This is a genomic window from Arthrobacter sp. B2a2-09, from assembly GCF_027587375.1.
Classification (GTDB): Bacteria; Actinomycetota; Actinomycetes; order Actinomycetales; family Micrococcaceae; genus Arthrobacter.
This window is the reverse complement of sequence record NZ_JAMXIC010000023.1, coordinates 1-25,612: the sequence shown is the minus strand read 5'-3', so window position 1 is coordinate 25,612 and position 25,612 is coordinate 1. Positions and strand designations below refer to the sequence as shown.

At 64.1% G+C, this 25,612-nt stretch carries 20 protein-coding genes, 2 tRNA genes and 1 pseudogene; 15 read left to right on the top strand and 8 right to left on the bottom strand.

What is annotated here, in order from left to right; all coding sequences use genetic code 11:
- Positions 1-146 precede the first annotated feature (146 nt).
- Both NFJ07_RS19910 and NFJ07_RS19905 read left to right on the top strand, forming a co-directional pair.
- Complete coding sequence (locus NFJ07_RS19910) at positions 147-674, top strand: winged helix-turn-helix transcriptional regulator (protein WP_269997185.1); 528 nt, start codon at positions 147-149, stop codon at positions 672-674.
- On the top strand, positions 671-2,029 hold the full coding sequence (locus NFJ07_RS19905; RefSeq protein WP_269997183.1) for an MFS transporter: 1,359 nt from the start codon (positions 671-673) through the stop codon (positions 2,027-2,029). The genes NFJ07_RS19910 and NFJ07_RS19905 overlap by 4 nt, the downstream gene beginning before the upstream one ends.
- Before the next feature lie 15 nt (positions 2,030-2,044).
- Here the strand turns inward: NFJ07_RS19905 and NFJ07_RS19900 are convergent, their stop codons facing one another.
- A complete protein-coding gene (locus NFJ07_RS19900; protein ID WP_269997182.1) occupies positions 2,045-3,229 on the bottom strand; it encodes an acyl-CoA dehydrogenase family protein in 1,185 nt (394 codons plus the stop codon).
- Positions 3,230-3,320: 91 nt separating this feature from the next.
- Between NFJ07_RS19900 and NFJ07_RS19895 the strand changes: the two genes are divergently transcribed.
- The 5 genes from NFJ07_RS19895 (at position 3,321) to NFJ07_RS19875 (ending at position 9,301) form a co-directional block, all read left to right on the top strand.
- Positions 3,321-4,805, top strand: a complete 1,485-nt coding sequence (locus NFJ07_RS19895) for a sensor histidine kinase (RefSeq protein WP_269997181.1) — start codon at positions 3,321-3,323, stop codon at positions 4,803-4,805.
- A complete protein-coding gene (locus NFJ07_RS19890; protein WP_269997180.1) occupies positions 4,802-5,476 on the top strand; it encodes a response regulator in 675 nt (224 codons plus the stop codon). Before NFJ07_RS19895 ends, NFJ07_RS19890 begins: the two co-directional genes overlap by 4 nt.
- Positions 5,477-5,497: 21 nt before the next feature.
- Positions 5,498-6,160: an MOSC domain-containing protein gene (locus tag NFJ07_RS19885; protein WP_269997179.1), complete on the top strand. Its 663-nt coding sequence runs from the start codon at positions 5,498-5,500 to the stop codon at positions 6,158-6,160.
- Between the two features lie 430 nt (positions 6,161-6,590).
- The gene (locus NFJ07_RS19880) at positions 6,591-8,813 is read left to right on the top strand and encodes a DEAD/DEAH box helicase (RefSeq protein ID WP_269997177.1); all 2,223 of its coding nucleotides are present in this window, start codon (positions 6,591-6,593) and stop codon (positions 8,811-8,813) included.
- Between the two features lie 116 nt (positions 8,814-8,929).
- Positions 8,930-9,301: a LysM peptidoglycan-binding domain-containing protein gene (locus NFJ07_RS19875; RefSeq protein ID WP_269997175.1), complete on the top strand. Its 372-nt coding sequence runs from the start codon at positions 8,930-8,932 to the stop codon at positions 9,299-9,301.
- A gap of 54 nt (positions 9,302-9,355) precedes the next feature.
- Here NFJ07_RS19875 and NFJ07_RS19870 read toward each other — a convergent pair whose 3' ends face one another.
- Positions 9,356-9,640: a hypothetical protein gene (locus tag NFJ07_RS19870; RefSeq protein WP_269997174.1), complete on the bottom strand. Its 285-nt coding sequence runs from the start codon at positions 9,638-9,640 to the stop codon at positions 9,356-9,358.
- A gap of 165 nt (positions 9,641-9,805) precedes the next feature.
- Here NFJ07_RS19870 and NFJ07_RS19865 point away from each other — a divergent pair.
- From NFJ07_RS19865 to NFJ07_RS19855, 3 genes are all read left to right on the top strand, one after another.
- A tRNA-Thr gene (locus NFJ07_RS19865) sits at positions 9,806-9,877 on the top strand.
- A 62-nt stretch (positions 9,878-9,939) separates the two neighbouring features.
- A tRNA-Met gene (locus NFJ07_RS19860) sits at positions 9,940-10,016 on the top strand.
- A gap of 730 nt (positions 10,017-10,746) precedes the next feature.
- Entirely contained in the window at positions 10,747-11,220 is a 474-nt protein-coding gene (locus tag NFJ07_RS19855) for a DUF805 domain-containing protein (RefSeq protein ID WP_269997173.1), read from the top strand.
- A 1,081-nt stretch (positions 11,221-12,301) separates the two neighbouring features.
- On the opposite strand, the gene NFJ07_RS19850 is transcribed toward NFJ07_RS19855, so the two are convergent.
- Positions 12,302-13,252, bottom strand: coding sequence for a LysM peptidoglycan-binding domain-containing protein (locus tag NFJ07_RS19850; protein ID WP_269997172.1), 951 nt, complete (start codon positions 13,250-13,252; stop codon positions 12,302-12,304).
- 506 nt (positions 13,253-13,758) lie between these two features.
- Between NFJ07_RS19850 and NFJ07_RS19845 the strand changes: the two genes are divergently transcribed.
- Positions 13,759-14,415 carry an NAD(P)H-binding protein gene (locus tag NFJ07_RS19845; protein WP_269997171.1) on the top strand — a complete coding sequence of 219 codons (657 nt, stop codon included), beginning with the start codon at positions 13,759-13,761 and terminating at the stop codon, positions 14,413-14,415.
- A 137-nt stretch (positions 14,416-14,552) separates the two neighbouring features.
- Positions 14,553-16,124, top strand: coding sequence for a Na+/H+ antiporter (locus NFJ07_RS19840; protein WP_269997169.1), 1,572 nt, complete (start codon positions 14,553-14,555; stop codon positions 16,122-16,124).
- A 35-nt stretch (positions 16,125-16,159) separates the two neighbouring features.
- Here the strand turns inward: NFJ07_RS19840 and NFJ07_RS19835 are convergent, their stop codons facing one another.
- Positions 16,160-17,365, bottom strand: coding sequence for an ROK family transcriptional regulator (locus NFJ07_RS19835; RefSeq protein ID WP_269997168.1), 1,206 nt, complete (start codon positions 17,363-17,365; stop codon positions 16,160-16,162).
- Between the two features lie 108 nt (positions 17,366-17,473).
- Here NFJ07_RS19835 and NFJ07_RS19830 point away from each other — a divergent pair, with 108 nt between their 5' ends.
- Both NFJ07_RS19830 and NFJ07_RS19825 read left to right on the top strand, forming a co-directional pair.
- Positions 17,474-19,168: a glycoside hydrolase family 13 protein gene (locus NFJ07_RS19830; protein WP_269997167.1), complete on the top strand. Its 1,695-nt coding sequence runs from the start codon at positions 17,474-17,476 to the stop codon at positions 19,166-19,168.
- A 109-nt stretch (positions 19,169-19,277) separates the two neighbouring features.
- The gene (locus NFJ07_RS19825) at positions 19,278-20,243 is read left to right on the top strand and encodes an aldo/keto reductase (protein ID WP_269997166.1); all 966 of its coding nucleotides are present in this window, start codon (positions 19,278-19,280) and stop codon (positions 20,241-20,243) included.
- A gap of 109 nt (positions 20,244-20,352) precedes the next feature.
- On the opposite strand, the gene NFJ07_RS19820 is transcribed toward NFJ07_RS19825, so the two are convergent.
- The 4 genes from NFJ07_RS19820 to NFJ07_RS19805 all read right to left on the bottom strand — a co-directional run bounded on the left by NFJ07_RS19820 (position 20,353) and on the right by NFJ07_RS19805 (position 24,287).
- Positions 20,353-21,330: a TauD/TfdA dioxygenase family protein gene (locus tag NFJ07_RS19820; protein WP_269997165.1), complete on the bottom strand. Its 978-nt coding sequence runs from the start codon at positions 21,328-21,330 to the stop codon at positions 20,353-20,355.
- 64 nt (positions 21,331-21,394) lie between these two features.
- Complete coding sequence (locus NFJ07_RS19815; protein ID WP_269997163.1) at positions 21,395-22,303, bottom strand: ABC transporter permease; 909 nt, start codon at positions 22,301-22,303, stop codon at positions 21,395-21,397.
- The gene (locus NFJ07_RS19810) at positions 22,303-23,235 is read right to left on the bottom strand and encodes an ABC transporter ATP-binding protein (RefSeq protein WP_269997162.1); all 933 of its coding nucleotides are present in this window, start codon (positions 23,233-23,235) and stop codon (positions 22,303-22,305) included. The genes NFJ07_RS19815 and NFJ07_RS19810 overlap by 1 nt, the downstream gene beginning before the upstream one ends.
- 2 nt (positions 23,236-23,237) lie before the next feature.
- The gene (locus NFJ07_RS19805; protein WP_269997160.1) at positions 23,238-24,287 is read right to left on the bottom strand and encodes an ABC transporter substrate-binding protein; all 1,050 of its coding nucleotides are present in this window, start codon (positions 24,285-24,287) and stop codon (positions 23,238-23,240) included.
- Between the two features lie 386 nt (positions 24,288-24,673).
- On the opposite strand from NFJ07_RS19805, the pseudogene NFJ07_RS19800 reads away from it, so the two are divergent.
- Positions 24,674-25,612, top strand: a pseudogene (locus NFJ07_RS19800) (HNH endonuclease); the annotation flags it as partial.

Genomic DNA, 25,612 nt, shown 5'->3' with positions numbered 1-25,612 from the left:
CCTGACCTGCTTTGATTGATAGATCGGCCGGGACACGCCATCACAGCGGTGTGTCCCGGCCGATCCGCTTTCAAACATGGTCAGGTTTGGAGCCCCTTAGCCGGAGACGCCTAGCTTTCTTTAGAAAAGCCAGCTAATCTCATTCCATGCCTTTACGATCCGATTGGTCCGAGCGGACGTGCAGCCTGGCACGCGGCCTCGATATCCTTGGAGACCCCTGGGGAAGCCTGGTGCTCCGGGAAGTCTTCTTCGGCAACGGACGCTTCGATGCCATCAAGACCCGCCTCCAGATCGCAGACAACGTCCTCAGCAAAAGACTGGGTTGGCTGGTTGAGGCGGGCCTTCTTGCCCAACGGCCCTACCTGGATGGTGCGCGCTCGCGCCAAGAGTACGTCCTTACCCCCAAGGGCGAAGATGCTTTGCCCGTCTTGAACGCCATCATCCTCTGGTCCGAGAAACATCTCGATGCGCCAGCGGACAACGCCCACATGCGCGTGATCCACAACGGTTGCGGATTGCCGACGGCGTCGGCTGATACTTGCTCCCACTGCGGGTCCCGGCTGACCGCCGCCAACACCAGCTGGCATAGCCTCACGCGATCGGAACACCCGTTGGCCTTGGCCACTGCTCCCGCCAGACGTGACCTCCCGAACGAATCGGAGCCCTCCGCATGACCGCACCCAATCCCACCAAACTTTCCGCCGCCAAGACCCCGCGGAAGCGGCGCCTCCACCCCGCCTGGATGGTGGCCGCCGTCGCGTTCCTGGCACTTGTGGGCGCAGCCGGATTCCGCGCAGCGCCCGGCGTGCTCATGGTGCCTCTTCAACAGGAATTCGGCTGGTCAACCACCGTCCTGTCGCTTGCCGTCAGCATCAACCTGGTGCTGTTCGGCCTCACGGCGCCCTTCGCTGCCGCGCTCATGGAACGCTTCGGCATCCGCACCGTCACCTCGATTGCCCTCTGCCTGATCGGCCTCGGCTCCGCCTTGACGGTGTTCGTGAACCAGTCCTGGCAAATCCTGCTGACCTGGGGCGTGCTGATCGGGCTGGGTACCGGTTCCATGGCCCTGGTTTTCGCGGCCACTATCGCCAACACCTGGTTCTCGAAGAACCGCGGACTGGTGATCGGAATCCTGACGGCGGGCAGCGCCGCGGGGCAACTCGTGTTCCTGCCCTTCATCGCGGTGCTTGCGCAGAGCCCGGGCTGGCGGGGTGCCTCGCTGCTGATCGCAGCCGGAGCGCTTGCCGTTGTGCCGCTCGTTCTGCGCTGGCTCAAGAACTCACCCGCCGACGTCGGGGTCCAACCTTACGGTGCCGAAGAAGAGCAGCCGACGACGGCGGAAGCCGCCCCGGTCGCGGAAGTCGCCGGAGCCGAAGGTACTGAAGGCGCCAAGACGCCCAACGCAGCCGTGCGGGCATTGCAGGTCCTCAAACGCGCCAGCAAAGTGCGCACCTTCTGGGCCCTTGTTGCCGGTTTTGCCATCTGTGGTGCCACCACCAACGGCCTGATCGGCACCCACTTCATTCCCTCGGCGCACGACCACGGAATGCCGGAAACCACCGCGGCGGGCTTGCTGGCCGTCGTCGGGATCTTCGACATCGTGGGCACCATTGCTTCCGGTTGGTTGACGGACCGCTTCAATCCCAAGGTGCTCCTGGCTGTGTATTACCAGTTCCGCGGGGTCGGGCTACTGGTGCTGCCCGTGCTTTTGGGCTCCACTGTGCAACCCAGCATGATTCTTTTCGTGGTGGTGTACGGCCTGGACTGGGTAGCCACTGTTCCCCCGACGGCTGCCATCTGCCGCAAGGTGTTCGGGTCCGACGGTTCGGTGGTGTTCGGCTGGGTCTTCGCTGCGCACCAGCTCGGGGCCGCGGCCGCCGCGTTCCTCGCGGGTTACATCCGCGACGCCACGGGCCACTACACCTATGCATGGATCGGCGCCGCCGCGATGTGCACGGTGGCGGCCGTCATCAGCGCCACCATCCGCAAGGACGCGGGGAAGAAGGAGCCCGTCCCGGTCGGAGCCTGATCCTCGCGCGGGAGGCTAGCGGAACGCCGGTATCCCCGTGATGTGCTGGCCCAGAATCAGCGTGTGTACTTCGTCCGTCCCTTCGTAGGTGCGCACCGATTCCAGGTTGTTTGCGTGGCGCAATGGCGGGTAGTCCAGTGTGATCCCGTTGCCGCCGAGGATGGTGCGGGCTTCGCGGGCGATCTTGATTGCCTCGCGCACATTGTTGAGCTTGCCCACCGAGATCTGCTCCGGGCGCAGTTTGCCTGCATCCTTGAGCCGTCCAAGATGCAGCGCGAGCATGGTGCCCTTTTGGATCTCCAGGAGCATGTTCACGAGCTTCTCCTGGGTCAGCTGGTAGCTGGCCAAGGGTTTGCCGAATTGCATGCGGCTTCCGGCATATTCGAGCGCGGCCTCGTAGGAGTCCCGGGCCGCGCCCATTGCACCCCAGGCAATGCCGTAGCGGGCCTCGTTGAGGCAAGAGAACGGGCCGCGGAGGCCCTGGGCACCCGGGAGGAGGGCCTCCGGTGCCAGCCTGACGGCGTCGAACACTACATCGCACTGGATCGAGGCACGCATGGAGAGCTTCGCGTCGATGGGAGTCACGGTGACTCCCGGAGTTCCGGCCGGAACCAGGAATCCCCGGATCCCGTCGTCGGTGTTTGCCCACACCACCATGACGTCCGCGATCGATGCCATCCCGATCCAGCGCTTCGAACCATTCAGCACCCAGCCGGCGTCGTCGCCCGTCCCGTCGCGGCGCGCAAAGCTTGCCATGGACGACGGGTCCGAACCCGCCGTCGGCTCCGTCAAGGCAAAGCAGCCGATCAGTTCGCCGGCAGCCATGCGCGGGAGCCATTGTTCCTTCTGGTCTTCGCTGCCCCACCGGTGGATCGCCGTCATGGCCAGGGAGCCTTGGACGGATACGAAAGTGCGGATGCCGGAATCGCCAGCCTCGAGTTCCAGGGCGGCGAGGCCGTATTCGACTGCGGTGCGGCCCGGGCAGCCATAGCCCTCCAGATGCATGCCAAGGACGCCGAGTTCGCCTAGTTCCGCCGGCAGTTCCCGAGGGAACACTGCGTCCTCGTACCAGCGGGCGATGTTCGGCCGGATCCGCTGGTCCGTGAAATCGCGTACCTTCTCGCGAAGCTCCAGTTCCTCGGAACTGAAGAGGGAATCGAGGGCAAGGACATCGGAGGTATTCGTCGTTGAATGACTCATGCCAGCATCCTAAGGCCGGACATGTCCCCTGCAGCGGCCTGCAGGGACCGCCGACGCCGGCGCGGCACCTGCGCCGTGCCAGAATTGAGCCATGGCCGCGGCTGACGTGAACGCAATAGGGCTGCCGCTTCGGGCAGCCAAGGGCATCGGGCGACCCCGCATTCTGGCGGGCCTGGTCCTGGCCCTGCTGCTACCCGTCGCCATCGAGGTCCTGGTATCCGTGCTGCAATACCGGAACTTCGCCATGATCATGCTCTTCCAGCTGGCCGTCTCCGCCGCGGTTGCCGCAATCGGGGGATTGTGGCCGGCCGTGGTGTCCGCCGTTCTGGGCAGCATGCTCTTGAACTACTTTTCGGCCGATCCGGTGGGCTCCCTGTCCATCGCGGATCCCTCGACGCTGTTCACTCTGGTCATCTTCCTTGCTGTGGCGTGCGGCGTGGCGCTCGCCGTCGGTTTGGCGACCCGACGGGCCCAGGAAGCCGCGCATTCCGGCGCCGAGGCAAGAGCGCTCAGCGAATTGGCCCTTCGTATCCTGAGCTCGGACGGCAGCCTTGAGTCTTTCCTGGACAAGATCCGCGTCAACCTCGGCATGGACGCGGTGACGCTGCTCTCCACGTTTGACTCGCCGGACGCCCCCGGCCCCAACTGGCAGGTCCTTGCAAGCTCCGGGCTCCAACCGCCGGTGACCCATGCGGCCGCCGACCATGCCGCCGTCGTCGATCCCAATTACACCCTCCTGCTCCGGGGCGGGCCGCTTTCCGAACAGCACCGCCGCATGCTCGCCGCGTTCGGCGCCTTCGTGGTGGCGGTGCGGGAGCGCCAGCAGCTGGTCAAGAGCAGGCAGGACAACCTGCGCCTGGCGGAAGGCAACAAAATGCGGACCTCCATCCTGCGCGCCGTCTCCCATGATCTCCGCACTCCTCTCGCGGGCATCAAGCTCGCTGTCAGCAGCCTGCGCCAGGAAGAGGTGACATTTGCCCCCGAAGACGAGCGCGAACTATTGGCCACCATCGAGGACTACGCGGACCGCTTGGATCACTTGGTGGACAATTTGCTGGACATGTCCCGCATCACCGCAGATGCCGTGAACCCGCTGCTGCGCGGACTGGGCTGGCACCAGATCCTGCCGGAGGCATTGCGGGGCGTGCCGGGGGAGCGCATCCGCAACGAGCTGCCGGCCAACCTTCCGTATATAGAGGCCGACGCCGGGATGTTGGAACGCGTCGTGGCGAACCTCGTGGAGAACGCAGTGAAATACGCGCCCGATTCCGATGTTGTGCTGGTGGCGCGGACCGGCGCGGGCATCACGGTGGATGGGCGGCCGGCCAGCGAACTGCGCGTGATGGATCATGGTTGGGGGATCGCACCCGCGGCCGTGCTGGAGCTTTTCCAGCCTTTCCAACGACTCGATGATTCTCCATCGAGCCGGGACGGTCGCAGCGGAATCGGCTTGGGACTCGCTGTCGCCAAAGGATTCACCGAGGCAATGGGCGGTACGCTCATGGCTGAGGCGACGCCCGGGGGCGGGTTGACCATGGTGGTCACACTCCCTCTGTGGACAGGAGGGCGGCCATGAACCTCGTGCTTATCGTGGAAGATGAGGCCCAGATCGCCCGGGCAATGCAAATCAATCTCCATGCCCACGGCTACCGTGCCATCAGCGTCGGCAACGGCGCAGATGCACTCAAGGCGGCGGCCCAGCAGCCCGTGGACATCGTGGTGCTCGATCTTGGGCTGCCGGACATGGATGGCGTGGATGTGATCAAAGGAATCCGCGGCTGGAGCACCATGCCCATTATCGTGTTGTCCGCCCGGCACGGTTCGGAAGACAAAGTAGAGGCCCTCGACGCCGGAGCCGACGACTACGTGACCAAGCCTTTCGGCCTGGACGAACTCCTCGCCAGGCTCCGTGCCGCCTCGCGGCGGGCAGCGCCCCGGCATGAAGTGCCGACGCTCCAGACCGCCGACTTCCTGGTTGACCTGGCCGGAAAGAAGATCACCAAAGACGGCGCGGAAGTGCGGTTGACGCCCACGGAATGGAACATTCTGGAATTGTTGGTGCGCAACGCCGGGCGACTGGTCAGCCAGCAGCAGATCCTCACCCAGGTCTGGGGGCAGGCCTACGCCAAGGAAACCCAGTACCTGCGTGTCTATATTGCCCAGCTCCGGCGCAAGCTCGAACGCGACCCTGCACAGCCCCGACACCTCCACACCGAGGCCGGCATGGGATATCGCTTCGATCCGTAGCTGCGTACGTAGACTGTAGTCATGGATACCGCATCGTTGCTTGCTGTTTGCCGGGTATACGAGCTCCTGCCCGATCCCGAAGGGTCGGTGGGAGTGACGGCCATTGACAAGCGCCCGGTTGACGGGCCGGTGAAGGTCCACAAGCTGGGAATCCACGGAGACATCCAAGCTAGCCGGATCCACCACGGCGGCGAGGACCAAGCGCTCTATGCGTACTCGCAGGCGGATGCCGATTACTGGGCCAATGAACTTCAGCGGGACATGCCCGCCGGGATCTTCGGGGAGAACCTCCGCGTTGCCGGAATCGAGACCACCGGTGCGGTGATCGGCGAACGGTGGAAGATCGGCCTGGACGTCGAAGTTGAAGTCACATCCCCGCGTGTGCCGTGCGCAACCTTCCAGCGCCGCATGAATGAACCACAGTGGGTCAAGCGCTTCACGGAGGCAGGACGGGTCGGCACCTACCTGCGCGTGGTGAAGACCGGCACCATTTCGGCCGGCGACTACATCCACAAACTGTTTGTGCCGAAACATGGCATCACGGTGGGGCAGTGGTTCAGCAACCCCAACCTCGATGACATGCAATTGCTGCTCGACGCCGAGGCGGACGGTGAAGTGCTGCTGCAGACCGACTACCACGACACCTTCGAAAAGCTCATGCGCCGAAACGGGGTGGACGCCTGAAAGCCGCCCTCGGACGTCCGTCCTGAGGGGCGGTCTTGAGGGCGCTCGGGGCACGTTTGTGCGCAAGCTCACCGCCGCCGTCGACAGTTATGTCATCGGGGGACTAATCTGTGCCCTACAATTGAAATATCCCCCACTCCGGAAATCCCTTTTTCCTGCCCAATTCTTGAGGCAGGACTGGTCAGTGTTGGGGCCCGCAAAATGTGTGTGTGGGCAGTTTCATAGGGAGAGCCGGGCGAAGAAAACGCTGTACAGACTGCTGAGATAGCAGCCAAGAGATGCAGCGGGAAGTCCTGCCATGGGATTGCGACAGCGCCGGACTTCTTGCGAGCACCAGAGCCTCCTGGTTCTTCTGCGCGCAACGTGTACTGCGGCCAAGCCCAACCGGGCCGCGCCGACTGGCCCCCTATGGATGAGGAAACTTTCCCCTATGCCTGAAAACCTGAACGACCCTTTCGTCGCCGAGTCTGCCGAAGCAGCAGAGACCGCCGTCGAGACCGTCGAAACTGCACCCGCCGCTGAGTTCATCGAGCCTGCTGCGCCCGCCGAGGCTGAAGCGCCCGCTGAGGTACTCGCTGAGGCACCCGCCGAAGCTGAAGTGCCCGCTAAGGCTTCGGCCCCGGCCGAATCACCTGCCGAATCACCTGCCGAAGAAGAGGAAGAGGGCATCCGCTTCGTCGACCTCGGAATCGACCCGCGCGTCCTTGCTGCCCTGCAGGACGTCGGCTACGAGAAGCCGTCTCCGATCCAGGCAGCAACCATTCCGCTGTTGCTCGAAGGCCGCGACGTCGTGGGCCTTGCCCAGACCGGCACCGGTAAGACTGCAGCATTCGCAGTACCGGCACTGTCCCGCCTGGCCGAACTCCACGACCTCAACGGCCCGTCCCGCAAGACCCAGGCCCTGGTTCTCGCTCCGACCCGCGAGCTTGCGCTCCAGGTTGCCGAGGCCTTCACCTCGTACGCCAAGCACATTGATGACTTCACGGTTCTCCCCGTCTACGGTGGCTCCGCCTATGGCCCGCAGCTTGCTGGCCTGCGCCGCGGTGCACAGGTTGTTGTCGGTACCCCGGGCCGCGTCATCGACCACATCTCCAAGGGTTCCCTGGACCTGTCCGAGCTGCAGTACCTCGTACTGGACGAAGCCGACGAGATGCTCCGCATGGGCTTCGCCGAGGACGTTGAGCAGATCTTCCAGCAGACCCCGGAAGACCGCCAGGTTGCGCTGTTCTCTGCCACCATGCCCGGCCAGATCCGCCGCATGTCCAAGCAGTACCTGAACGACCCGGCCGAGATCTCGGTCAAGTCCAAGACCACAACAGGCGCCAACACCCGCCAGCGGTACCTGCAGGTCATGGGCCCGCACAAGCTCGATGCTCTGACCCGCATCCTCGAGGTGGAAGAGTTCGACGGCGTTATCGCCTTCGTGCGCACCAAGATGGCCACCGAGGACCTGGCTGACAAGCTGAAGTCCCGCGGCTTCCAGGCTGCCGCCATCAACGGTGACATTCCGCAGCAGCAGCGCGAACGGACTGTCGACGCGCTGAAGGAAGGCCGCATCGACATCCTGGTGGCCACCGACGTCGCCGCCCGTGGCCTTGACGTTGAGCGCATCAGCCACGTGGTCAACTACGACATCCCGCACGACACCGAGTCCTACGTTCACCGCATCGGCCGCACCGGCCGTGCAGGCCGTAGTGGCGACGCCATCCTGTTCATGACGCCGCGGGAGAAGTACTTGCTGCGTTCGATCGAGAAGGCCACCCGCCAGCCGGTTGAGCAGATGCACCTGCCCACCGCCGAGACGGTCAATACGTTGCGCTTGGGCAAATTCGCAGACAAGATCACGGAGACCCTTGAGTCCGAGGACGTTGCTGCGTTCCGTGACTTGATCTCCTCCTACGAGGAGGAGCACAACGTTCCTGCTTCGGAGATCGCCGCTGCACTGGCCGTCATGGCACAGGGTGGCCAGCCGCTCCTGGTCAAGGAACTGCCGGCAGCACCGGAATTCCAGAAGCGCGAGCGCGCCAAGGACGGCTTCGGTTCCCGTGGCCCCACCCGCGCCCTGACCGAGGGCAACGCCACCTACCGGATCGCCGTCGGACGCCGCCAGCGCGTCATGCCGGGTTCGATCGTTGGCGCCATTGCCAACGAAGGCGGCATCTCCTCGGCACAGATCGGCGGCATTGACATCCGCTCGGACCACTCCCTGGTGGAGCTTCCGGCGGACCTGAGCCCCGAGCAACTGCGTGCCTTGTCCCGCACCCGGATCGGCGGCGAGCTGATTCATCTTGAGTTGGACAACGGTCGCAAGCCGGCCTCTGGTGGCGGCGAGCGTGGCGGTTACTCCGGTGGCAGCCGCGGCGGCGACCGTGGTGGCTACTCCGGTGGAGACCGTGGCGGAAACTTCAAGGGCAACGGTGGCTTCAAGAAGGAGTTCCGCAAGACTGAAGGCGACCGTGGTGGCTACTCCGGTGGCGAGCGTTCTTCCGCTGACCGCGGCGGCCGTTCCTACAGCGAGCGCAGCAGCGCCGGTACCGGGACGGGCAGCTACGGCGACCGCGGGCAGGGCAGCTACGGCGGCAACGGCGCACGCAAGCCGCGCACTGGCGGCGACGCAGGCAACCGCGATTTCAACCGCAAGGGTAAGTGGTAAACAGGACTAGTTCCTGGGTTTCTCGTCAGAGGCCGGCTTTCGAGCCGGCCTCTGGCTGTTTAACGGTGGCCCAGGTCCCGAGCGCGACGCCGGTGCGGGTGTGGAAAGCTAGATTCATGGGATTCCTCGATGGATTGAAGAAGAACCTCGGCTTCGACAAGGCCGGGCAGAAAGCGTCTGGACGGCCCTCGGAGACGCCGCAGGAGGCCGTTGAAGCTTCAATGGGGGAGACGGTCCAAAGCGCCGGGCTGGCCCCGTCAGCGGAAGCAGGAGCCCTCGCGGGTCAGGGCACCGCAGTTTTCGACGCCGCTGCTGCCGCCGCCGCCAGTACGCGGCAGGTCACCGAAGTGGTGGTGGAGACAGACGACACCCTTAGCGGGATCGCCATGCAGTTCGGCGTTGATTTGGATGCCCTGATCGCCGTGAACGCGGATACCGTACCCAACCCGGACCACATCTACCCGGGCCAAGTACTCCGCTTGCCCTGACGGATCTGCGGAGGCCGTGCAGGGACCATTCGGGGGACGACTAGGTTCCGCCGCTTAGATGGTGTTAGTCACCTCGTAATGCTTCACGGATACGATTGTGGCGTTCGAAGGCTGTGTGGCGTCGGCACGGAGCCGGTTGGCTGCCTCGACGCTGCTTTCTATCGCTTCCTTGGTGTCCCAAAGCGTGATGCTTATGCCTGTCCCGGAATCCGCGTCCAACAAGAAATACGCCCCTGTCAGACCTGCGAGTTGCTTGACCCCTTCGATGGCGTCATCGAACCCCTTGCGAAGTGCTTCCCCATCGCCGTCGAAGGAGTAGTTGCTTACCCTTGCATACATGGTAGAACCTTCCTGAGGCCACCCCCGTTCCAATGTACGCGTGACCGTGTTGGCTGGGAAGGGAACGTCAGGCGAGGGCCTTTGCAAATTGTGACGGCGCCGTTTTTCCCTGTCCCGCAGCCGATTTGTGGCCTGAGAAATCGTCCGGTAGAGTATTTACTCGTTGCCCCCCTAGCTCAGTGGTAGAGCGCGTTCTTGGTAAGAACGAGGTCACCGGATCGATTCCGGTGGGGGGCTCTGAATGAGGGCCTGCGTCAAGGCGGTTTTTGACCGGCTTGACGCAGGTTTTTCTCATTCGTGGCGGTGTAGCTCAGTTGGTTAGAGCGCACGACTCATAATCGTGAGGTCGGGAGATCGAGCCTCCCCACCGCTACCAAGAAATCCCCGCTACGGCGGGGATTTTTTCGTTTCCGGCGCTAACTGATGGATACCAAGGTGTAGCTACTCCTGTGGCTACGCGCCACACGTAGCCACCGAATGACAGGCAAGGACGCAAGACGTCTCGCGTCCGGGGGCTGCCCCTGTGTTTGCCCGGGGGAGTGCGGCCGTTGCCGAGCCGTCGGTGCCAGCCGTGATTGCGCCGGGCCTGGCCGAACTGGTGACGGATCTGTAGCCTGACCAGACAATGGCCTCCGCGCCTATCGAGGCCGCCCCCCGTATCTTAGGCCGGTTGGGTCTGGTGTTGGTCCAAGTGAATTTGAGGCGAACTCTGAGCGGTAGCCACAAGGCCGCTGGGTGCTTGCCGTAAAGATTTCGTAAAGATCGTGACGAAAGGGCGCTACTTGCCGATAGTTTCGGTTGCGCCGTCATCTGAGGTTTCCCCCAATTCTCAGGTGGCGCGCATCTCGAAAGATGGCCCGCCGCCTGGGGTTCCCCCAATTCTCAGGTGGCGCGCATCTCGAAAGATGGCCCGCCGCCTGGGGTTCCCCCAATTCTCAGGCGGCGGCGCCCTTCGAAGATGTCCAAGTCTTAAGCCAGGAACCTCAACGTTCGAGGGTGATCGCGAGTTCCGACGCGCCGTACCCAATTTTCATCTGCGGTACAACTTGGCAGATGGCTTGGACCCCTACGATAAAGCGTCATCACTCGTCTATTTAGGAGATCCATTGTCGTACCAGCAGCAACAAACCACCCAGTTTGGCAGTGCCATCCCGCTTTGGGCCCCGTACTACGGTGCGCCCATCGGCGAGGCAGCGCGCCGGTTCTTCAAGAAGTACGCCACCTTCACCGGCCGGGCCAGCCGCAGCGAGTACTGGTGGTGGACCCTCATCTCCGTTGTCGTGACCGTCGTGCTGGAAATCATCACCTCGGTGGCCGGCTCCGCGGGTGCGACCGTCAGTGACACCGGAACCATGGTCCCGGGCCCCGGCGCGATCGTCGGCGTCATCCTCCTGGTCATCTGGGGCCTGGCAGTCATCGTCCCGTCCCTGGCCCTCGTCGTCCGTCGCCTGCACGATGCAAACTTCAGTGGCTGGATGATCCTCATCGGGCTCGTCCCCTTCCTCGGTGGACTGGCCCTGCTCATCTTCATGTTCCTTCCGCCCAAGCCTGAAGGCCAGCGGTTCGACGTCGCCGCCTAAGTCCACATAAGTGGACGCGCTGAAGGGCCACCATCGTCATGCGGGTGGCCCTTCAGCGTGTCACCGGCGTCCAAAGGCCGTGACAATGGCTATCACCGCTGCGACGACCAGGACCGTCGCAAGCCACATGCAGATGGAAGAAGTTGCCTTTCCGCCGGCAAGCTAAGTTTGCCCCTGGTCCTGATCGGAGGCCGCAAGTCTGCTGGGCATTTGCCGTAAAGATTTCGTAAAGATCCTGCCGAAAAGCTGAGAGCGAGCGCGAGCTGCCGATATTTTTTAGAGGCGCCGCCACTTGGGTGTCCCCCAATCCTCAGGTGGCGGCGCCTCTTGCAGTCTTAGCTGAATCTTGATCTTTTCTTAGTGTTTCCTTGAGGTTCACCCTGTACTGGGACCGTTTCGTCTGCGGGCCATCTCCAGCTACGATCAGGAGGTTGTCCGGACCGAAAGGCATTCCTGCTCGTGGATTTTGGCCGCTATCTCATTGACCTCGTGGTCTTCGTTGGCATCACAGTTGTGCTGATGTGCTCATTCCATCTGCTCGCGCTGTGGCACACGAAGCGGAGGTACACGAAGCTGTCCCGCCCAGAGAAGCGATCACGACCAGGCCGCGATGCCCAGGCGGGCTCAGGGCGGATGATATCGGTCCCTGATCGAGCCTGAGCCTCAGGAGGCCTTGTCCTGAGGGCGAGCCGGTGACGCGAAAGCTTGTCAATGCGCGCTGGGGCGTCCCGCAACTCGTTTGCGATCAACCGGCGACTGTCACCGGCGTCCAAAGGCCATAACAATGGCTACCACCGCAGCGCTGATCAGCACCGCCGCAACCCAGATCCACTGTTGTCCGTCCAAGCTCGCCCCAATCTCAGGTCATACTTCAGTCTCCCAAAATGGAGGTTATTGAGCGAGTACTGGTGGGGAGATCGAACCTCCCTCAAACTGCAGAAACAGGCGAAAGCCTCCCGTCCTGACCTTCTTTGAAAAGCGGCGCTGCGCAACACGCCGGCGACACGCGGTTGGCTAGGCCTTCTCGGATTCAAAGAGGGTCAGGATGGACGCGCTCACAACATAGCCGCATGGGCCGGCCCTAGTTCAGCGCGATCACCAGCATCTGGTTGGTGCCCGGGATGCACGTCTGCAGTATCGCCCGCGGGAAGCCGCCGAATAGGGCGGCGACGTTGTTGGTGGTCCCGCCTAGGGGCACTTGGCCACGTGCTGTCACGGTGTACGTGCCGTAGCCGGGGATGCTCACCGTCTCGCCGACGCCGATGCCCGAGAATCGCGCCCACCCACCGCAGAAATCATGTTCGGTAATGAACAGCGAGTATGCGTCCGTGGGGGTGAAGTGGATCGGGCCAATGCAACTGTCCACAGCGGCCTGGCCGCCTGAACCCGCAACATAGATGGTCCGCACCGCCGGAGCCGGAGCAGGAGCCGGAGCGGCTGCCGGCGCAGGGGCAGCAGGGGCCGCGGGTGCGGGGGCTGCGGCAACCGGCGGTCCTGTCAGCCTTAGCACCTGGCCGGGCACGATGACGGAATACTCGCTGAGCCCATTCGCTGCCAGCATCGCGTTGACGTCGACTCCGAACCTGGCGGCTATCGAACCAACGGTGTCGCCGCTGACCACGGTGTAGGCGTTCGTGTCAGCCGCAGGAGCCGGAGCGGGTGGAACTGCGACTGCCGCGGGCGCCGCTGCCGGCGCTGACGGCGCGACGGGGGCTGGTGCCTGTGCTTGTACTCGCGCCTGCGTGGCTGCCGGTGTGGGACTTTCGGCCGGCGTCGGACTGGCAGCGGCCGGCGAAGGCGCGGCAATCCCGGCTCCCGAGCTGATGCGCGGGCCGGTTGCGGCGCTCGTGCCTGCCGGCGCCAGTACCTGTGCGTAGTTCTGCATCGTCACGGCCGCAATGGCGACCACTGCCACAATTGCCCAGGTGGCTATTGATGCCTTGTACCTGGTGAGTGTTCTTACCCCCGCGGATATCAGGGCGAAGACGTTGCCTCCACTGATCCCGCTGTGCCTGTACTCCTGCTGATACATGTCGGATCCCCGTAGTTCATCGTTTCTGGGGCCGGTCGGTTGGCTGGCCCTGGAAGTGATACGCAGGCGCAGGGGATGGCGCTTGTTGAGACCCTTTTGCTTAAATGCGCAGCACTGAGGAAGCCCTCAATTCAGCCCATTTGGATAAATCCATCAATGAGATTTATGAATGAGGTATTCCTTTTCCTGCTGCAGGTAATTTGAGTGTAGAAATGGGAATTTCACTCCACACGAGTAGGTGCCACTTGCTTTTATTTGCGGCTTCCTGCCAAACACTCGCAAGCCTTCTTCGGCAGCGGGAGTGTGCCTGTAGAACCAGGACTTCCAGCCCGCGGTCGGGGAGGTGTGACTGTGATTAAACTAAGTCTGCTTAGTAATTAGTAGTCGTATTCATTCGAGGAGTTGACGAATTCTTCAATGCGTTCCGCAAATGCGGAGCGGGCTATTTTTCGAGAATTTATCCACCGTCTGGGGGAGGGGCTTGACCACTGCGACAGAATAGGTCCATGAGTCGAATCGCAATCATCGGCGGCCACGGCAAGGTGGCCTTGCAACTGTCCCGCATCCTGAGCAACGAAGGCCACGCGGTCACTTCGTTCATCCGCAATCCGGAACACGCGCCCGAAGTCACCGTGACGGGTGCGGCCCCAGTAATACTCGACGTCGAGAATTCGACGACGGCGGAGATCGCCTCTGCGCTTGACGGCCACGACGCTGTGGTGTGGTCAGCCGGCGCAGGCGGAGGCAATCCGCAACGTACGTACGCCGTCGACAGGGACGCCGCCATCCGCTCGATGGATGCCGCGACGCAAACAGGCGTGGCCCGCTATGTGATGGTGTCCTACTTCGGGGCCGGACCCAGCCATGGCATTCCCGAGGGCAATAGCTTCTACGCCTACGCGGAGGCCAAAGCCGCGGCGGACGAGTACCTGCGTGCGACTGATCTCGATTGGACGATCCTGGGCCCGGGCGCACTGACGAGCGATCCGGGGTCTGCGCTCATTGAGGTAAGCCCCGTGGATCCGGGTGCCGGGACGGAAACCTCACGGGCCAATGTTGCCTTGGTGGCTGCCGCCGTCTTGGAACTGCGCGAAACCGTCGGCCGCACCATCGAGTTCAGGGACGGCTCGGTGCCTGTGGTGGAGGCCCTCACGGCGTCCTAGCCGCGGCGGGCCGGGACTACGCCCTGCCGGGCCGGGACCGCGCCCCGCCGCGCCGGGATATGTTGGTAAGGCTAGTCCCCCGCACGTGCCCGGGACGCTGCTGCTACTAGATATCGGAGTACGGGGAAATCGGGAACATGGACCAGTTGGCACTCATTGTTGGATTGCTGCTTGCAACGGTCTTGGCCGTGGGTTTGGGGGACCGCTTGCGGCTCCCGTACCCCGTGCTGATGCTGCTGCTGGCTGCTGCGATGACCTTCATTCCGGGCTTCCCGGACTTTGAGCTTTCACCGGAACTGATCCTGCCGATCTTCCTCCCGCCGCTGCTCTTCGCGACCGCTCAGAAGAGTTCCTGGGCGGTGTTCCGGGTCCGCTGGAGGACGCTTTTGCTCATGGCTGTGGCGCTTGTCGTGGTCTCGACGGCGGTCGTTGCCGGAGCCGCGTGGCTCATGATTCCAGGGATCGGCATTCCTGCGGCGCTCGCACTAGGTGCCATGGTGGCGCCCCCGGACCCCGTGGCGGTTGAATCCGTCGCGGGCCGCGTCCACATGCCGCGCAGGCTCATCACCGTGCTGCAGAGCGAAGGCTTGTTCAACGACGCCGCAGCGATCGTAATCTTCCAGGCCGCGGTGGCGGCCACGGTCTCGGGCACCAAGCTGGGGGCCGGCGTCGTGCTCCAGTTCGTCATCGGTGCGGCCCTGGCCGTCATTGTCGGCATTGCAATGGGCTGGTTGACGAGGCTGATCACCAAGCTCGTCACCTCCATGGTGGCCCGAAGTGCCGTCACCCTGGTGATTCCCTTCGCTGCATACATCCTGGCGGAAGAACTCCACGCTTCGGGGGTGATCGCCGTCGTCGTCACCGCCCTTGAGACGCAGCGGCACGCGCGGTCCCAGGACGCGGCCGAGCGCGTCACGCGCACCGCCTTCTGGGATGTGGTGGAACTCCTCGCTACGGGCCTGGCGTTCGGCCTTGTGGGGCTGGAGATCCGCCATGTGATCCGGGACGAAGGCGCGGCCATTTACGGCATGATCGGCCCGGCCGTGATGGTGTGCGTGCTCGTGTTCGTTGTCCGTTTCGCCTGGCTCGGGCTTTTGGCAATCTCGGCCCGCAAGCGGAAGAACCTGCTGCAGCCGACCTCCCCCAAGGAGGTCTTGATCCTGACCTGGTGCGGCATGCGCGGCCTCGCGACCCTCGCACTCGCCTTGGCCCTTCCGCTCACTATTGCCGACGGCAGCGACTTCCCCGCCCGGCACGAGATCCTGGTCATCGCCTGCGCGGTACTGCTGGCCACCCTGGTGCTGCCGGGGCTGAGCCTTCCGTGGCTCATGCGCGTGCTCAAGGCATCCGAAGACGGTTCGCACGAAAAGGATGCCGCGCGGCTCTTGGCCAAGCGCGCCCAGACCGCCGCCATCTCCGCGCTCAAGGAACACGACCTGATGAAGGAGTTGCCGGCGGACAAGGTGGCCCTCGTCAAGGAAAAGATGACCCGCCTGCATGCCGAGTTGCTTGACGGGACATTGAAGAATGAGTCGGACGCCGAAAAGCGGCAGCGCGGCAGGGAACTGGCGATCGCGGTCCAGACCATCGCCCTCGACGCCGCGCGCCAGGAAGTGGTCGCGGCGCGGAGCGAGCCCGGGATGGATCCCGAGGTTGCCGACCGGGTCCTGCGCCAGCTGGACCTCCGCACCATGGCGATGCCGGACTAGCTGCCGGCGCCGAGACGAGCGAGTGGCCGAAGGGCCTAGGCGCGCCGCAACACCAGATCCAAGGAGTTCTTCTCCACCCGGTCCAAGGCGTGGCGCACCGCGCCGATGCCCACAATCGCATCGCCCAAGGGGGACGCTGCCAACCGCGGGGGAGTAGCTGTGTAGCTAGCCAGCTTCAGTGCAGTCGGTTCAAGAAGGGCCGACGCCGAATCTGCCACCGCGCCGCCGATCACCACGAGCTCGGGGTTGAGCATGATGGCCATGGTGGAGACCACCCGGGCCAGCCGGTCCGAAAGCCGGTCCAGGATTTCCAGCGCTACCCTGTCACCCTGGGCAGCGGCAGCGAAGACGTGTTGTGCAGTGACCTCGCGACCCGGCGCGGCCGCGGTCCTCAGAGTCGTTTTCGAATTTCCCGCCAGGGCTTCCGCTGCCCACAATCTGGCCAACGCGGCGAGGCCGTCGGGGGAGCCGACTCCTTCCACCATGTCCAGATAGGCCATTTCGCCCGCGCCACCACGGCTGCCGTGGAGCAACCGGCCCGACTCCACAAGGCCCGCACCAAAACGCTCGCCGGCCAGGAGCACGGCCAGGTCCTGGACGCCGCTTCCGGCGCCGCGCCAACATTCGCCTAACGCTGCCAGGTTGGCGTCGTTCTCCAGCAGTACCGACCAGCCGTGCAGATCGTGCAGGGCCTTCTTCAGCCCGACGTCGAACAGGCTCCAAAACGGCTGGCTGACGAGGATATTTCCGTCGCGGCCCACTGGGGCCGCAAGCCCAACCGTCACTGCAAGTACTTTGTCCGGTGCCGCTCCGGCAGCCTCGAGGGCGAGCAGCGCGGTCTGGCTGATAACGCGGATCCGTTCCTCCGCTTCGATCTCCCTGCCGCGGAATGGCTCGCTGGCCCGTCCAATGGTTGTGCCGCGCAGATCGGCCACCACCACGGTGGTCTTGAGGACGCCGACGTCGATCCCCACGACGCAGCCGGCACTTTCGTCGAGCTCGAAGCGCCGGGCGGGGCGGCCCTTCTGGTACGTGCCGAAATCGCGCTGGTTTTCCAGCTCGCGGATCCAGCCCCGGGCCATGAGGTCTTCGCACACGGAAATGGTGGTGGCACGGGTCAGGCCGGTGGCGTCCATCAGCTCCGAAACGGTCACGGCGTTGGAGGAACGGATGGCTCCGAGCACGGTGGCCGCGTTGACCCGCCGGAGCATCTGCGGAGTGGCAGTCGCGATATCAGGCATGGCTGTTGACCTCCTGTAGGTATGCGTCACATAATACTTGAGGTACTAAATTTAGATTCTAAATAAACGTCCCATCCATCGCAGCGCCGACACAGAACAGGATTCCCCTTGTCCTCCACCGCCACCATGGCAACTCACACCGACTCCGAGCGCATGGCCGATCCCAACTGGTGGCGCCAAGCGGCTGTCTACCAGATCTACCCGCGCAGTTTCTCCGATGCGAACGGCGACGGCCTGGGCGACATCAAGGGCATTACCGCCAAGGTTCCGTACTTGAAGTCCCTCGGCATTGACGCAGTCTGGTTGAGCCCGTTCTACCCCTCGGCTCTTGCTGACGGTGGCTACGACGTCGATGACTACCGCAACGTTGACCCCAAGCTGGGCACCCTGGCCGACTTCGATGAGATGGCGGCCGCCCTGCACGCTGCGGGCATCAAGTTGATCGCGGACATCGTCCCGAACCACTCCTCGGACCGGCACGAATGGTTCAAGGAGGCGCTGGCCTCCCCGAAGGGATCGGCAGCCCGTGAACGCTACATCTTCCGCGACGGCCTGGGCGAGAACGGCGAACTGCCCCCGGCGGACTGGGACTCGGTCTTCGGCGGCCCGGCCTGGGAACGTATCACCGAACCGGACGGTACCCCGGGGCAGTGGTACATGCACATCTTCACCAGGGAGCAGCCGGACTTCAACTGGGACAACCCGGAGGTTCGCGAGGACTTCCTGAAGACCCTGCGCTTCTGGTCCGACCGCGGCGTGGACGGCTTCCGCATCGACGTCGCGCATGCCCTGACGAAGGACCTGCCAGAGGTGTTGCCGTCAAAGGCCGAACTGCCCAAGGAAGGCGACAACGCCCTGGGCGCCCACCCCTTCTGGGACCGGGACGAGGTACATGAGGTTTATGCCGAGTGGCGCAAGGTCTTCAATGAGTACAACCCGCCGCGCACCGCCGTCGCCGAGGCCTGGGTGCATGCGGACCGCCGCGCCCGCTATGCCAGCCCGGAAGGCTTGGGCCAGGCCTTTAACTTCGACCTCCTCAAGGCCGATTTCGACGCCGGCCAGTTCCGCGCCATCATCACCAAGAACCTTGCCGAGGCGGCAGCGTCCGGCGCCTCCTCCACCTGGGTGTTCTCCAACCACGATGTTGTCCGGCATGCCACCCGCTACGGCTTGCCCCAATGCGTGGGCGTCGACGGCGAGGGCCAGGACGGCAAGGCATGGCTGCTCGACGGCGGTTTGGCCGCCGACGTCGACGCCGAGCTCGGCTTGCGCCGTGCCCGCGCAGCGTCGCTGTTGATGTTCGCCCTGCCCGGCTCTGCGTACCTTTACCAGGGCGAAGAACTTGGCCTGCAGGAAGTCGGCGACATCGTGGACAGCGAGCGCCAGGACCCGGCGTTCTTCCGCAACCCGGGCGTGGACGTGGGCCGCGACGGTTGCCGTGTCCCGCTGCCGTGGACTTCGGATGGAAGCTCCTTCGGCTTCGGTGACGGACATGCCCACCTGCCGCAGCCTGAATGGTTCGCGGGCTACGCCGTGGAGGCGCAGGAGAACGTTTCCGGCTCCACGCTGGAGCTGTACCGCAAGGCCCTGGACCTGCGTTCGGAACTGCGGGCGGCCGAGGACCTTGAATGGATCCCCTCCAGCGACGAGTCCGTGCTGCACTTCGCACGGCCCAACGGCTGGCAGTCGGTGACGAACTTCGGCGCCGGGCCGGTGGCACTTCCGGAAGGCACCGTCGTCGTGAGCAGCGCACCGCTCGACGCCGGCAAGCTCCCGGCAAACACGACGGCCTGGATCGTCTAGTCCCCAGTTAAGGGCCGTAACCCCTGACCCAACTGACTCGCAGTTAATGTCGTTTTGAAGGCTGTAAACGACAACAACTGCGAGTTAGTTGGGATGAAAGAGTTGGAAAATGACTGCAAAGAGTGAAACAGCCCCTGGTCGGCTCATCTATGGCTGCATGGGCCTGGGAGGTCCTTGGGAGGGCAGCGAATACGGGGCTGCCGAAGTTGAGCAGGCCGCGGCCGCGATCGAAGCCGCCATGGGCATCGGGATCGCCCTGTTCGACCACGCCGACATCTACCGCAGCGGCAAGTCCGAGGCCGTATTCGGCGAAGTCCTTGCCGGGACGCCAGGGCTGCGGGAAAAAATCCAGCTCCAGACCAAGTGCGGAATCCGGCTCGGCCAGCCCGGAGTTGAAGGGCACTACGACCTCAGCAAGGACGCCATCCTGGAACGGGTCAATGGAAGCCTGGAACGGCTCAGGACCGACTACGTCGACGTGCTGCTGCTCCACCGCCCCGACCCCCTGATGGAACCCGCAGAGGTGGCGACCGCCGTCGGGCAGCTCATGGCGGAAGGCAAAGTGCGGCAATTGGGCGTGTCCAACATGTCCGGCGCGCAGATCGCTTTCCTGCAGGACCAGCTGGAGGTGCCGATCGTGGCCAACCAGCTGGAAATGAGCCTGCACCGGCGGGCCTGGCTTGAGAGCACTGTCCTGGTCAACCACGACGACGCCCTCGGCTACAGTTTCCCGCACGGCACTTTGGAACACTGCGTCGGCCAGGGGATTGAGCTGCAGGCCTACGGTTCCCTCGCCCAGGGCCGGTACACGGGCTCGACGCCGGATTCCTCCACCGCCGCCGACACTGCGACTGCCGCGTTGGTCGCCCAGCTCGCGGAAGAGAAGGGTGTCACTCCTGAGGCCGTGTTGTTGGGGTGGCTCATGAAGCATCCGGCCCGTATTTCCCCGGTGCTCGGAAGTTCCAACCCGGCGCGGATCGCTGCCTGCGCGGATGCGGCCGCCGTTGCCGCAGCCATGACGCGGGCCGAGTGGTATGGCCTGTGGGTGGCTGCGCGGGGCAGCAAGCTCCCCTAAAGCGCGTTAAAGCCCAACTGACTCGCAGTTGTTGTCGTTTAGAGCCCTGAAAACGACATTAACTGCGAGTCAGTTGGGCTGAGGCAGCTACAGCAACACATGCGTGCTACTACAGCGGCGCGACAACGTGGGCCCCCGACGGTAGGGTTCCCTGGCCGAGCTTGCGAGGCGAGGGAACCGTCGGGGAATAGGTGCTCGAGTCACCCTGGATCGACTGGCTCGGCTTGCCGTCCACGCCCACCGGGATGTCGCCGGCGATAGTCACGCGGTTGAGCTTGCGCGGCTGGCCGTCGTAGTTGTCAGGGGCGTAGTGCTGGGTGATGCGGTTGTCGAAGAGCACCAGCTGGTTCGGTTCCCAGTTCACGCGCACCACGTTCTCCGGACGGGTGACGTAGGCCTGCAGCAAGCGGATGATGTCCTTCGACTCGGTGTTGGACAGCCCCACGATCCGTAGGCGCTGCGCGAAGCCCCCAATGAACAATCCGCGCTCGCCGGTCAGGGGATGGACACGCACCACGGGGTGGGCGGTTTCGAACTTGATGCGGGTGAATTCCTTGCGGCGTTCATCGGCGTTCTCATGTTCCAGGTTCTTCGGCACCGAGTAGTCGTAGTCGTTGGTGTGGATCGCCCATAGCGTGTCCGCGAAGTTCCGGAGCTCGTCCGGCAGGTCCGCGTACGCTCCCGCCGAAGAAGCGATCAGGGTTTCGCCTCCATAAGTCGGGAGATCGATGCTGCGCAGGGTTGAAGCCTGCGGCGGGTTGACCACGAACGTGACGTCGGTGTGCCAATTGTTGGCGGAACCGTTCTCGCTGTCCACGGGAAGGACGTTCTCTTCGCCCTCCACGGAGGCCACGGTCGGATGCGCAGTGGTGAGCGGGCCGAAGTGGCTGGCGAATTTCACCTGGGCCTCGTCGCTGAGAATATTGGCCTCCCGGAAAACGAGGGCCTTGTGTTCGTTGAGCGCCGCCCGGATCTGCCCCACAGTTTCCGGGGAGAGATCGCCGCTGAGGTCGAAGCCGCGGATTTCGGCGCCGATGCGGGATCCGAGCTTGGCGAATTCCAACTTTGTTTCGGTAATGACGGACATTTTTGTTCCTTTTCTGTTGTGACTTAGTTGTGGCTTAGTTGTGGCTAGATGGATGGATTGACGGTCAGGACCCGGACCCGACGGCGGTCCGCCAGCGGGAGAAATGCCGCTCCAGGGCTACAAGGAGGAAGTTCACGGCCAAGCCCAAAAGGGACACCGTGAGAATGCCGGCGTACATGTCCGGGATAAGGAAGCTGCTCTGGGCGTTCACGATGAGGTAGCCGAGCCCGGCCTTCGCCCCCACCATTTCCGCGGCGATCAACACCAAAATGGAGGCCGTGCCGGCCATGCGGATACCCGTGAAAATGGTGGGCACCGCGGAGGGCAGGATCACCTTCCGGAACAGTGCAAGGCTCGAGAGGCCGAGCGATTTCGCGGCCCGGATTAGCAACGGATCCACGGTCTTCACACCCGCGATCGTGTTCAGCAACACGGGAAAGAACGCCGCATACGCCACGATGCTGATCTTGGACTCCTCGCCGATCCCCAGCAGCAGCGTGAAGACGGGCAGCAGGGCAAGCGCGGCAGTGTTGCGGAACAGTTCCAGCAGCGGATTGAGGACGGCATTGAGCCGCCCATACCAGGCGATCAGCAAACCGAGGGATACGCCAGCCACGAGGGCCGCGCCGAATCCCGAGACCGAACGGGTGAGGCTCGCGGCCAAGTGCGTCTGGATGGATCCGGATTCGAACAGCTTGCCCCACGCTGCCAGGACCTCGTGCAAGGGCGGCAGGAAGACCCGGGTTGACGGGCTGGCCAGATACGTCGGCCCGAGTTCCCAGAGTGCCAGGAAAGCGATGATCCCGGCGGCCTTCCACAGGCCGGAACCGGCGCTGGCGGCGGCTGTCCGCAAAAAGGCGAGTATCGCCGTCGTGCTCCGGCGCCCCGCCTCCGCTGGACCAGAGTGCCCGACGGCGGGAGCTTGCTTGAGCGCGGCGCTCGCCGCGGGCTGTTGCGCAAGTGTTGTGGTCATTAGGCTGCGCTCCTTTCAAGAGTTGTCCCCGGGACTTCATCCGGGGCCGTGCCGTCCGGCAGGATCTTGCGGTGGCCGGCGTCCTGGGCCAGGCGGACTTCGTCGTGCAACAAGGTCCACACCTTGTGCCGTTGTTCGACGAAGGCGGGATGCGAGCGGATGTCGTCCTCGCCGTCGCGGTCCGGGATGTCAACGTCCACGATTTCCTTGAGCCGCCCGGGCCGCGCGCTGAGGACGGCGACGCGCTGCCCCAGGTACACGGCCTCGTCGATGCCGTGGGTGATGAACACGATCGTCTTGCCCGTGGCCCGCCAGATCCGCAGGAGCTCGTCCTGGAGTTGTTCACGGGTCTGGGCGTCCAAAGCGGCGAAGGGTTCATCCATGAGGAGCACATCGGGCTCGTAGGCGAGGCTCCGGGCAATGGCCACTCGCTGTTTCATGCCACCCGAGAGCTCATGCGGGAAACGGTCCTCGAAGCCGGCCAAGCCAACCAGTTTGAGGTATTCGCTTGCCTTGGCGGCACGTTCGCGGCGGTTGAGCTTGCGCCCGTCGGTTCCCCTGCCTTCGAGCCCGATCGACACGTTGGCCGATGCCGTTCGCCAGGGAAACAAAGCGTACTGCTGGAAAACCACGGCACGGTCCTTCCCGGGTCCCGTCACAGGCTGGCCGTCCACCAATACCTCGCCGGAGGTGGGCGTGGACAGGCCAGCCAGGAGGTCCAACAAGGTGGTCTTGCCGGAACCGCTGGGCCCCACCAAGGTGAGGAACTCGCCGTCGTGCACGTCGAGGCTCAAGGAGTCAAGGGCAGTCAGCGTGGTGGGCTCTTTCGCGCCGGACGTGCCAGCCGTGCCAGCCGTGGAGGCTTTGGAGCCCTTGCCGGGGCGGACGGTGAATTGCTTGGTGACATCGCGGAGGCTGATTTTGGCGGTCATCACTATCCCTTCGTCGAGCTTGGGGTTGGGGTACTTGACGCGAGATCGTTGAACTTGTTGGTGTAGTACTTCGACGGCGTGAGATCGTTCTTGACGATCCCCGTGCTCTTCAGCCATGAGGACCAGCGGGTGAAGTCCTCGTTCTTGATCACGCCGTTGTCCGGCACGCCGGGGCTCTTCCAGTACTGCAGGTTGGCGGTGCTCTCATTGCGTCCGCGGGCGTCGATGATCTTCTTGAAGCGCGCGATCACTTGGTCGCGCGGCGTCTCGGTCTCCCACTTGATGGCCTTGGCCACGCCCGTAGCGAAGGTCCGGGCGGTGTTGGGGTTCTTTTCGATGAAGTCGTTGCGGAGCACGTACTGTCCACCGGCGAAGGTGCCGAAGAGTTCATAGTCGTTGAAGAGTGAGCGCAGTCCACCGGCGGCAACGGCATGGTCCTGCAGGACCCCGCCCAGGCTTCCGACATCCACCTGCCCGCGGCGCACGGCTTCTTCCGTGTCGTTGGGGGCGAGCACTACCAGTTGTACTTGCTTGATTTCATCCTGGCTGAGGCCGTTTTTGCTGAGGTAGGTGTTGATGACGGCTTCGGAATGCGCGCCCAAGGTATTGACCGCGATCTTCTTGCCGATGAGGTCTCTCGCGGTTTTGATGGAACTGTCTGCCTTGACGTAGAAACCGTTGAAGGTTTTGGCGTCTTCGCCGTAGTAGTTCACGACGGCGGTCACCGGAGCCCCTGCCTCGATCAGCTTCACCACTGCCCCGGCGAACGCTCCGCCGAAGTCGGTCTGGTTGGTGGCCGCCGACTGGATGTCCTGCGGGCCGCTGGTGGTGTTGCCTACCCAGTTGAGTTTGATGTCTCCGAGGTATCCGAGGTCCGCTGCCAGTTCGGGGAGGCCGACGTTGTTGGCCGAGCCTTGGTAGCGGAGCTCCTTGACCTCCGTTTGGCCTGCTGCCTGTTGGTCTCCCGCTTGGGCATTGCCGCCGCAGCCGGTCACCGTCAGGGCAAGTACGACGGCGGCCGCGACGCCTAGCAGGGGCTGGTGCAGTTTCATGGGGGCTACTTTCTGGGGAATGGATTTCGTTGGGACCGGACTCTCTGGGGTAGATCGAACTGCCGGTGGGAACGATGTAAGCGCATGTCCACTGGTCAGGGGAAGCCCGGCAGTAACGCCCGGAAACGCCGGGAAACCGGGCGAAATCCGGCGAAATGCCCGCGCAACTCCGGGCAATGCAAGGACACAATTCGCTTCGTGTCGCTGGGTTGAGCTCGGTGAAGCGATGCGTCCGTTCGTGTCCGGAGGCCGCGGTCAGCTGTGAAGGCGAGGATCTGTTGGGCTTTGGATTGCCGTCCCAAAATGTCCGGGTGATTTTCCGGATTTTTAGGCAGGGAGGGGCTCCCCGGGCCTAAATTGTCAGAGCCCTCTGAGAGGCTTTTCTTATGGAAGGCATTCAGGGAATACAGGTGGTCGGAGCGGGCGCGCTAGTTAGCGGCGCGGCTCCTGATGCTGCCGTTCCGTGCTCCCAGTTGCCGGATGCCTGTCTACGGGACCTGGTCGATGCGGTGGGCTCTCTTCGGCCCGGTATTGGCAGCGCCGATCTGATTGATCAGTTGCGGGATTTGGAGGATTTGAAGTCGGCGGCCGCGGCTGCGCAGGCGAGGATCACTGTGGCGTTCGATGCGGCACAGCGCAGTGCCCAGGCTGATCTGGGCGTCCCCGCCGACGAGCAGGGGCGCGGCGCAGGTGGCGCTGGCGCGGCGGGAGTCCCCTGCTCGAGGATCCCGGTTCCCGGGCCTTGCGAATGCCCTGGTGACGGAGATGCCCCACACCCTCGCCGCCTTGGACACCGGACAGCTCAACGAATGGCGAGCGACCCTGCTCGTGAAGGAAACAGCCTGCCTGAGCGCCGAAGACCGCTGCGCAGTGGACGAGGAACTCGCCGCCGACACCGGGACCTTCGACGGCGCCGGAGACAAGGCCATCATCTCCGCCGCCCGGGCCGCGGCCTACCGGCGGGACCCCCGCTCCGTCACGCAACGTGCCAGCCACGCCGCCACCGAACGGCACGTCAGCCTGCGCCCGGCCCCTGACACCATGACCTACCTGACCGCGCTCCTTCCCGTCGCCCAAGGCGTCGCCGTGCACACGGCCCTGACCCGGCACGCCGACACCCTCCGCAACGCCGGAGAGACTCGGACCCGGGGCCAGATCATGGCCGACACCCTGGTCGAACGCACCACAGGCACCCCGGGAGGCATCAGCGGCGTCGAGATCCAGCTCGTCATGACCGACCGCACCCTCTTCCAGGGCGACAGTGAACCCGCCCGCCTCCCCGGCTACGGCATCGTCCCCGCCGGCTGGGCCCGGACACTGCTCGC

What these genes read in the sequence shown, in the direction of transcription:
- NFJ07_RS19805 (WP_269997160.1), bottom strand. Translation starts at nt 24,287, where the DNA reads ATGAAACTGCACCAGCCCCTGCTAGGCGTCGCGGCCGCCGTCGTACTT.
- NFJ07_RS19870 (WP_269997174.1), bottom strand. Translation starts at nt 9,640, where the DNA reads ATGTATGCAAGGGTAAGCAACTACTCCTTCGACGGCGATGGGGAAGCA.
- NFJ07_RS19825 (WP_269997166.1), top strand. Translation starts at nt 19,278, where the DNA reads ATGACTGCAAAGAGTGAAACAGCCCCTGGTCGGCTCATCTATGGCTGC.
- NFJ07_RS19875 (WP_269997175.1), top strand. Translation starts at nt 8,930, where the DNA reads ATGGGATTCCTCGATGGATTGAAGAAGAACCTCGGCTTCGACAAGGCC.
- NFJ07_RS19845 (WP_269997171.1), top strand. Translation starts at nt 13,759, where the DNA reads ATGAGTCGAATCGCAATCATCGGCGGCCACGGCAAGGTGGCCTTGCAA.
- NFJ07_RS19885 (WP_269997179.1), top strand. Translation starts at nt 5,498, where the DNA reads ATGGATACCGCATCGTTGCTTGCTGTTTGCCGGGTATACGAGCTCCTG.
- NFJ07_RS19900 (WP_269997182.1), bottom strand. Translation starts at nt 3,229, where the DNA reads ATGAGTCATTCAACGACGAATACCTCCGATGTCCTTGCCCTCGATTCC.
- NFJ07_RS19815 (WP_269997163.1), bottom strand. Translation starts at nt 22,303, where the DNA reads ATGACCACAACACTTGCGCAACAGCCCGCGGCGAGCGCCGCGCTCAAG.
- NFJ07_RS19895 (WP_269997181.1), top strand. Translation starts at nt 3,321, where the DNA reads ATGGCCGCGGCTGACGTGAACGCAATAGGGCTGCCGCTTCGGGCAGCC.
- NFJ07_RS19850 (WP_269997172.1), bottom strand. Translation starts at nt 13,252, where the DNA reads ATGTATCAGCAGGAGTACAGGCACAGCGGGATCAGTGGAGGCAACGTC.
- NFJ07_RS19810 (WP_269997162.1), bottom strand. Translation starts at nt 23,235, where the DNA reads ATGACCGCCAAAATCAGCCTCCGCGATGTCACCAAGCAATTCACCGTC.
- NFJ07_RS19905 (WP_269997183.1), top strand. Translation starts at nt 671, where the DNA reads ATGACCGCACCCAATCCCACCAAACTTTCCGCCGCCAAGACCCCGCGG.
- NFJ07_RS19820 (WP_269997165.1), bottom strand. Translation starts at nt 21,330, where the DNA reads ATGTCCGTCATTACCGAAACAAAGTTGGAATTCGCCAAGCTCGGATCC.
- NFJ07_RS19880 (WP_269997177.1), top strand. Translation starts at nt 6,591, where the DNA reads ATGCCTGAAAACCTGAACGACCCTTTCGTCGCCGAGTCTGCCGAAGCA.
- NFJ07_RS19910 (WP_269997185.1), top strand. Translation starts at nt 147, where the DNA reads ATGCCTTTACGATCCGATTGGTCCGAGCGGACGTGCAGCCTGGCACGC.
- NFJ07_RS19835 (WP_269997168.1), bottom strand. Translation starts at nt 17,365, where the DNA reads ATGCCTGATATCGCGACTGCCACTCCGCAGATGCTCCGGCGGGTCAAC.
- NFJ07_RS19890 (WP_269997180.1), top strand. Translation starts at nt 4,802, where the DNA reads ATGAACCTCGTGCTTATCGTGGAAGATGAGGCCCAGATCGCCCGGGCA.
- NFJ07_RS19840 (WP_269997169.1), top strand. Translation starts at nt 14,553, where the DNA reads ATGGACCAGTTGGCACTCATTGTTGGATTGCTGCTTGCAACGGTCTTG.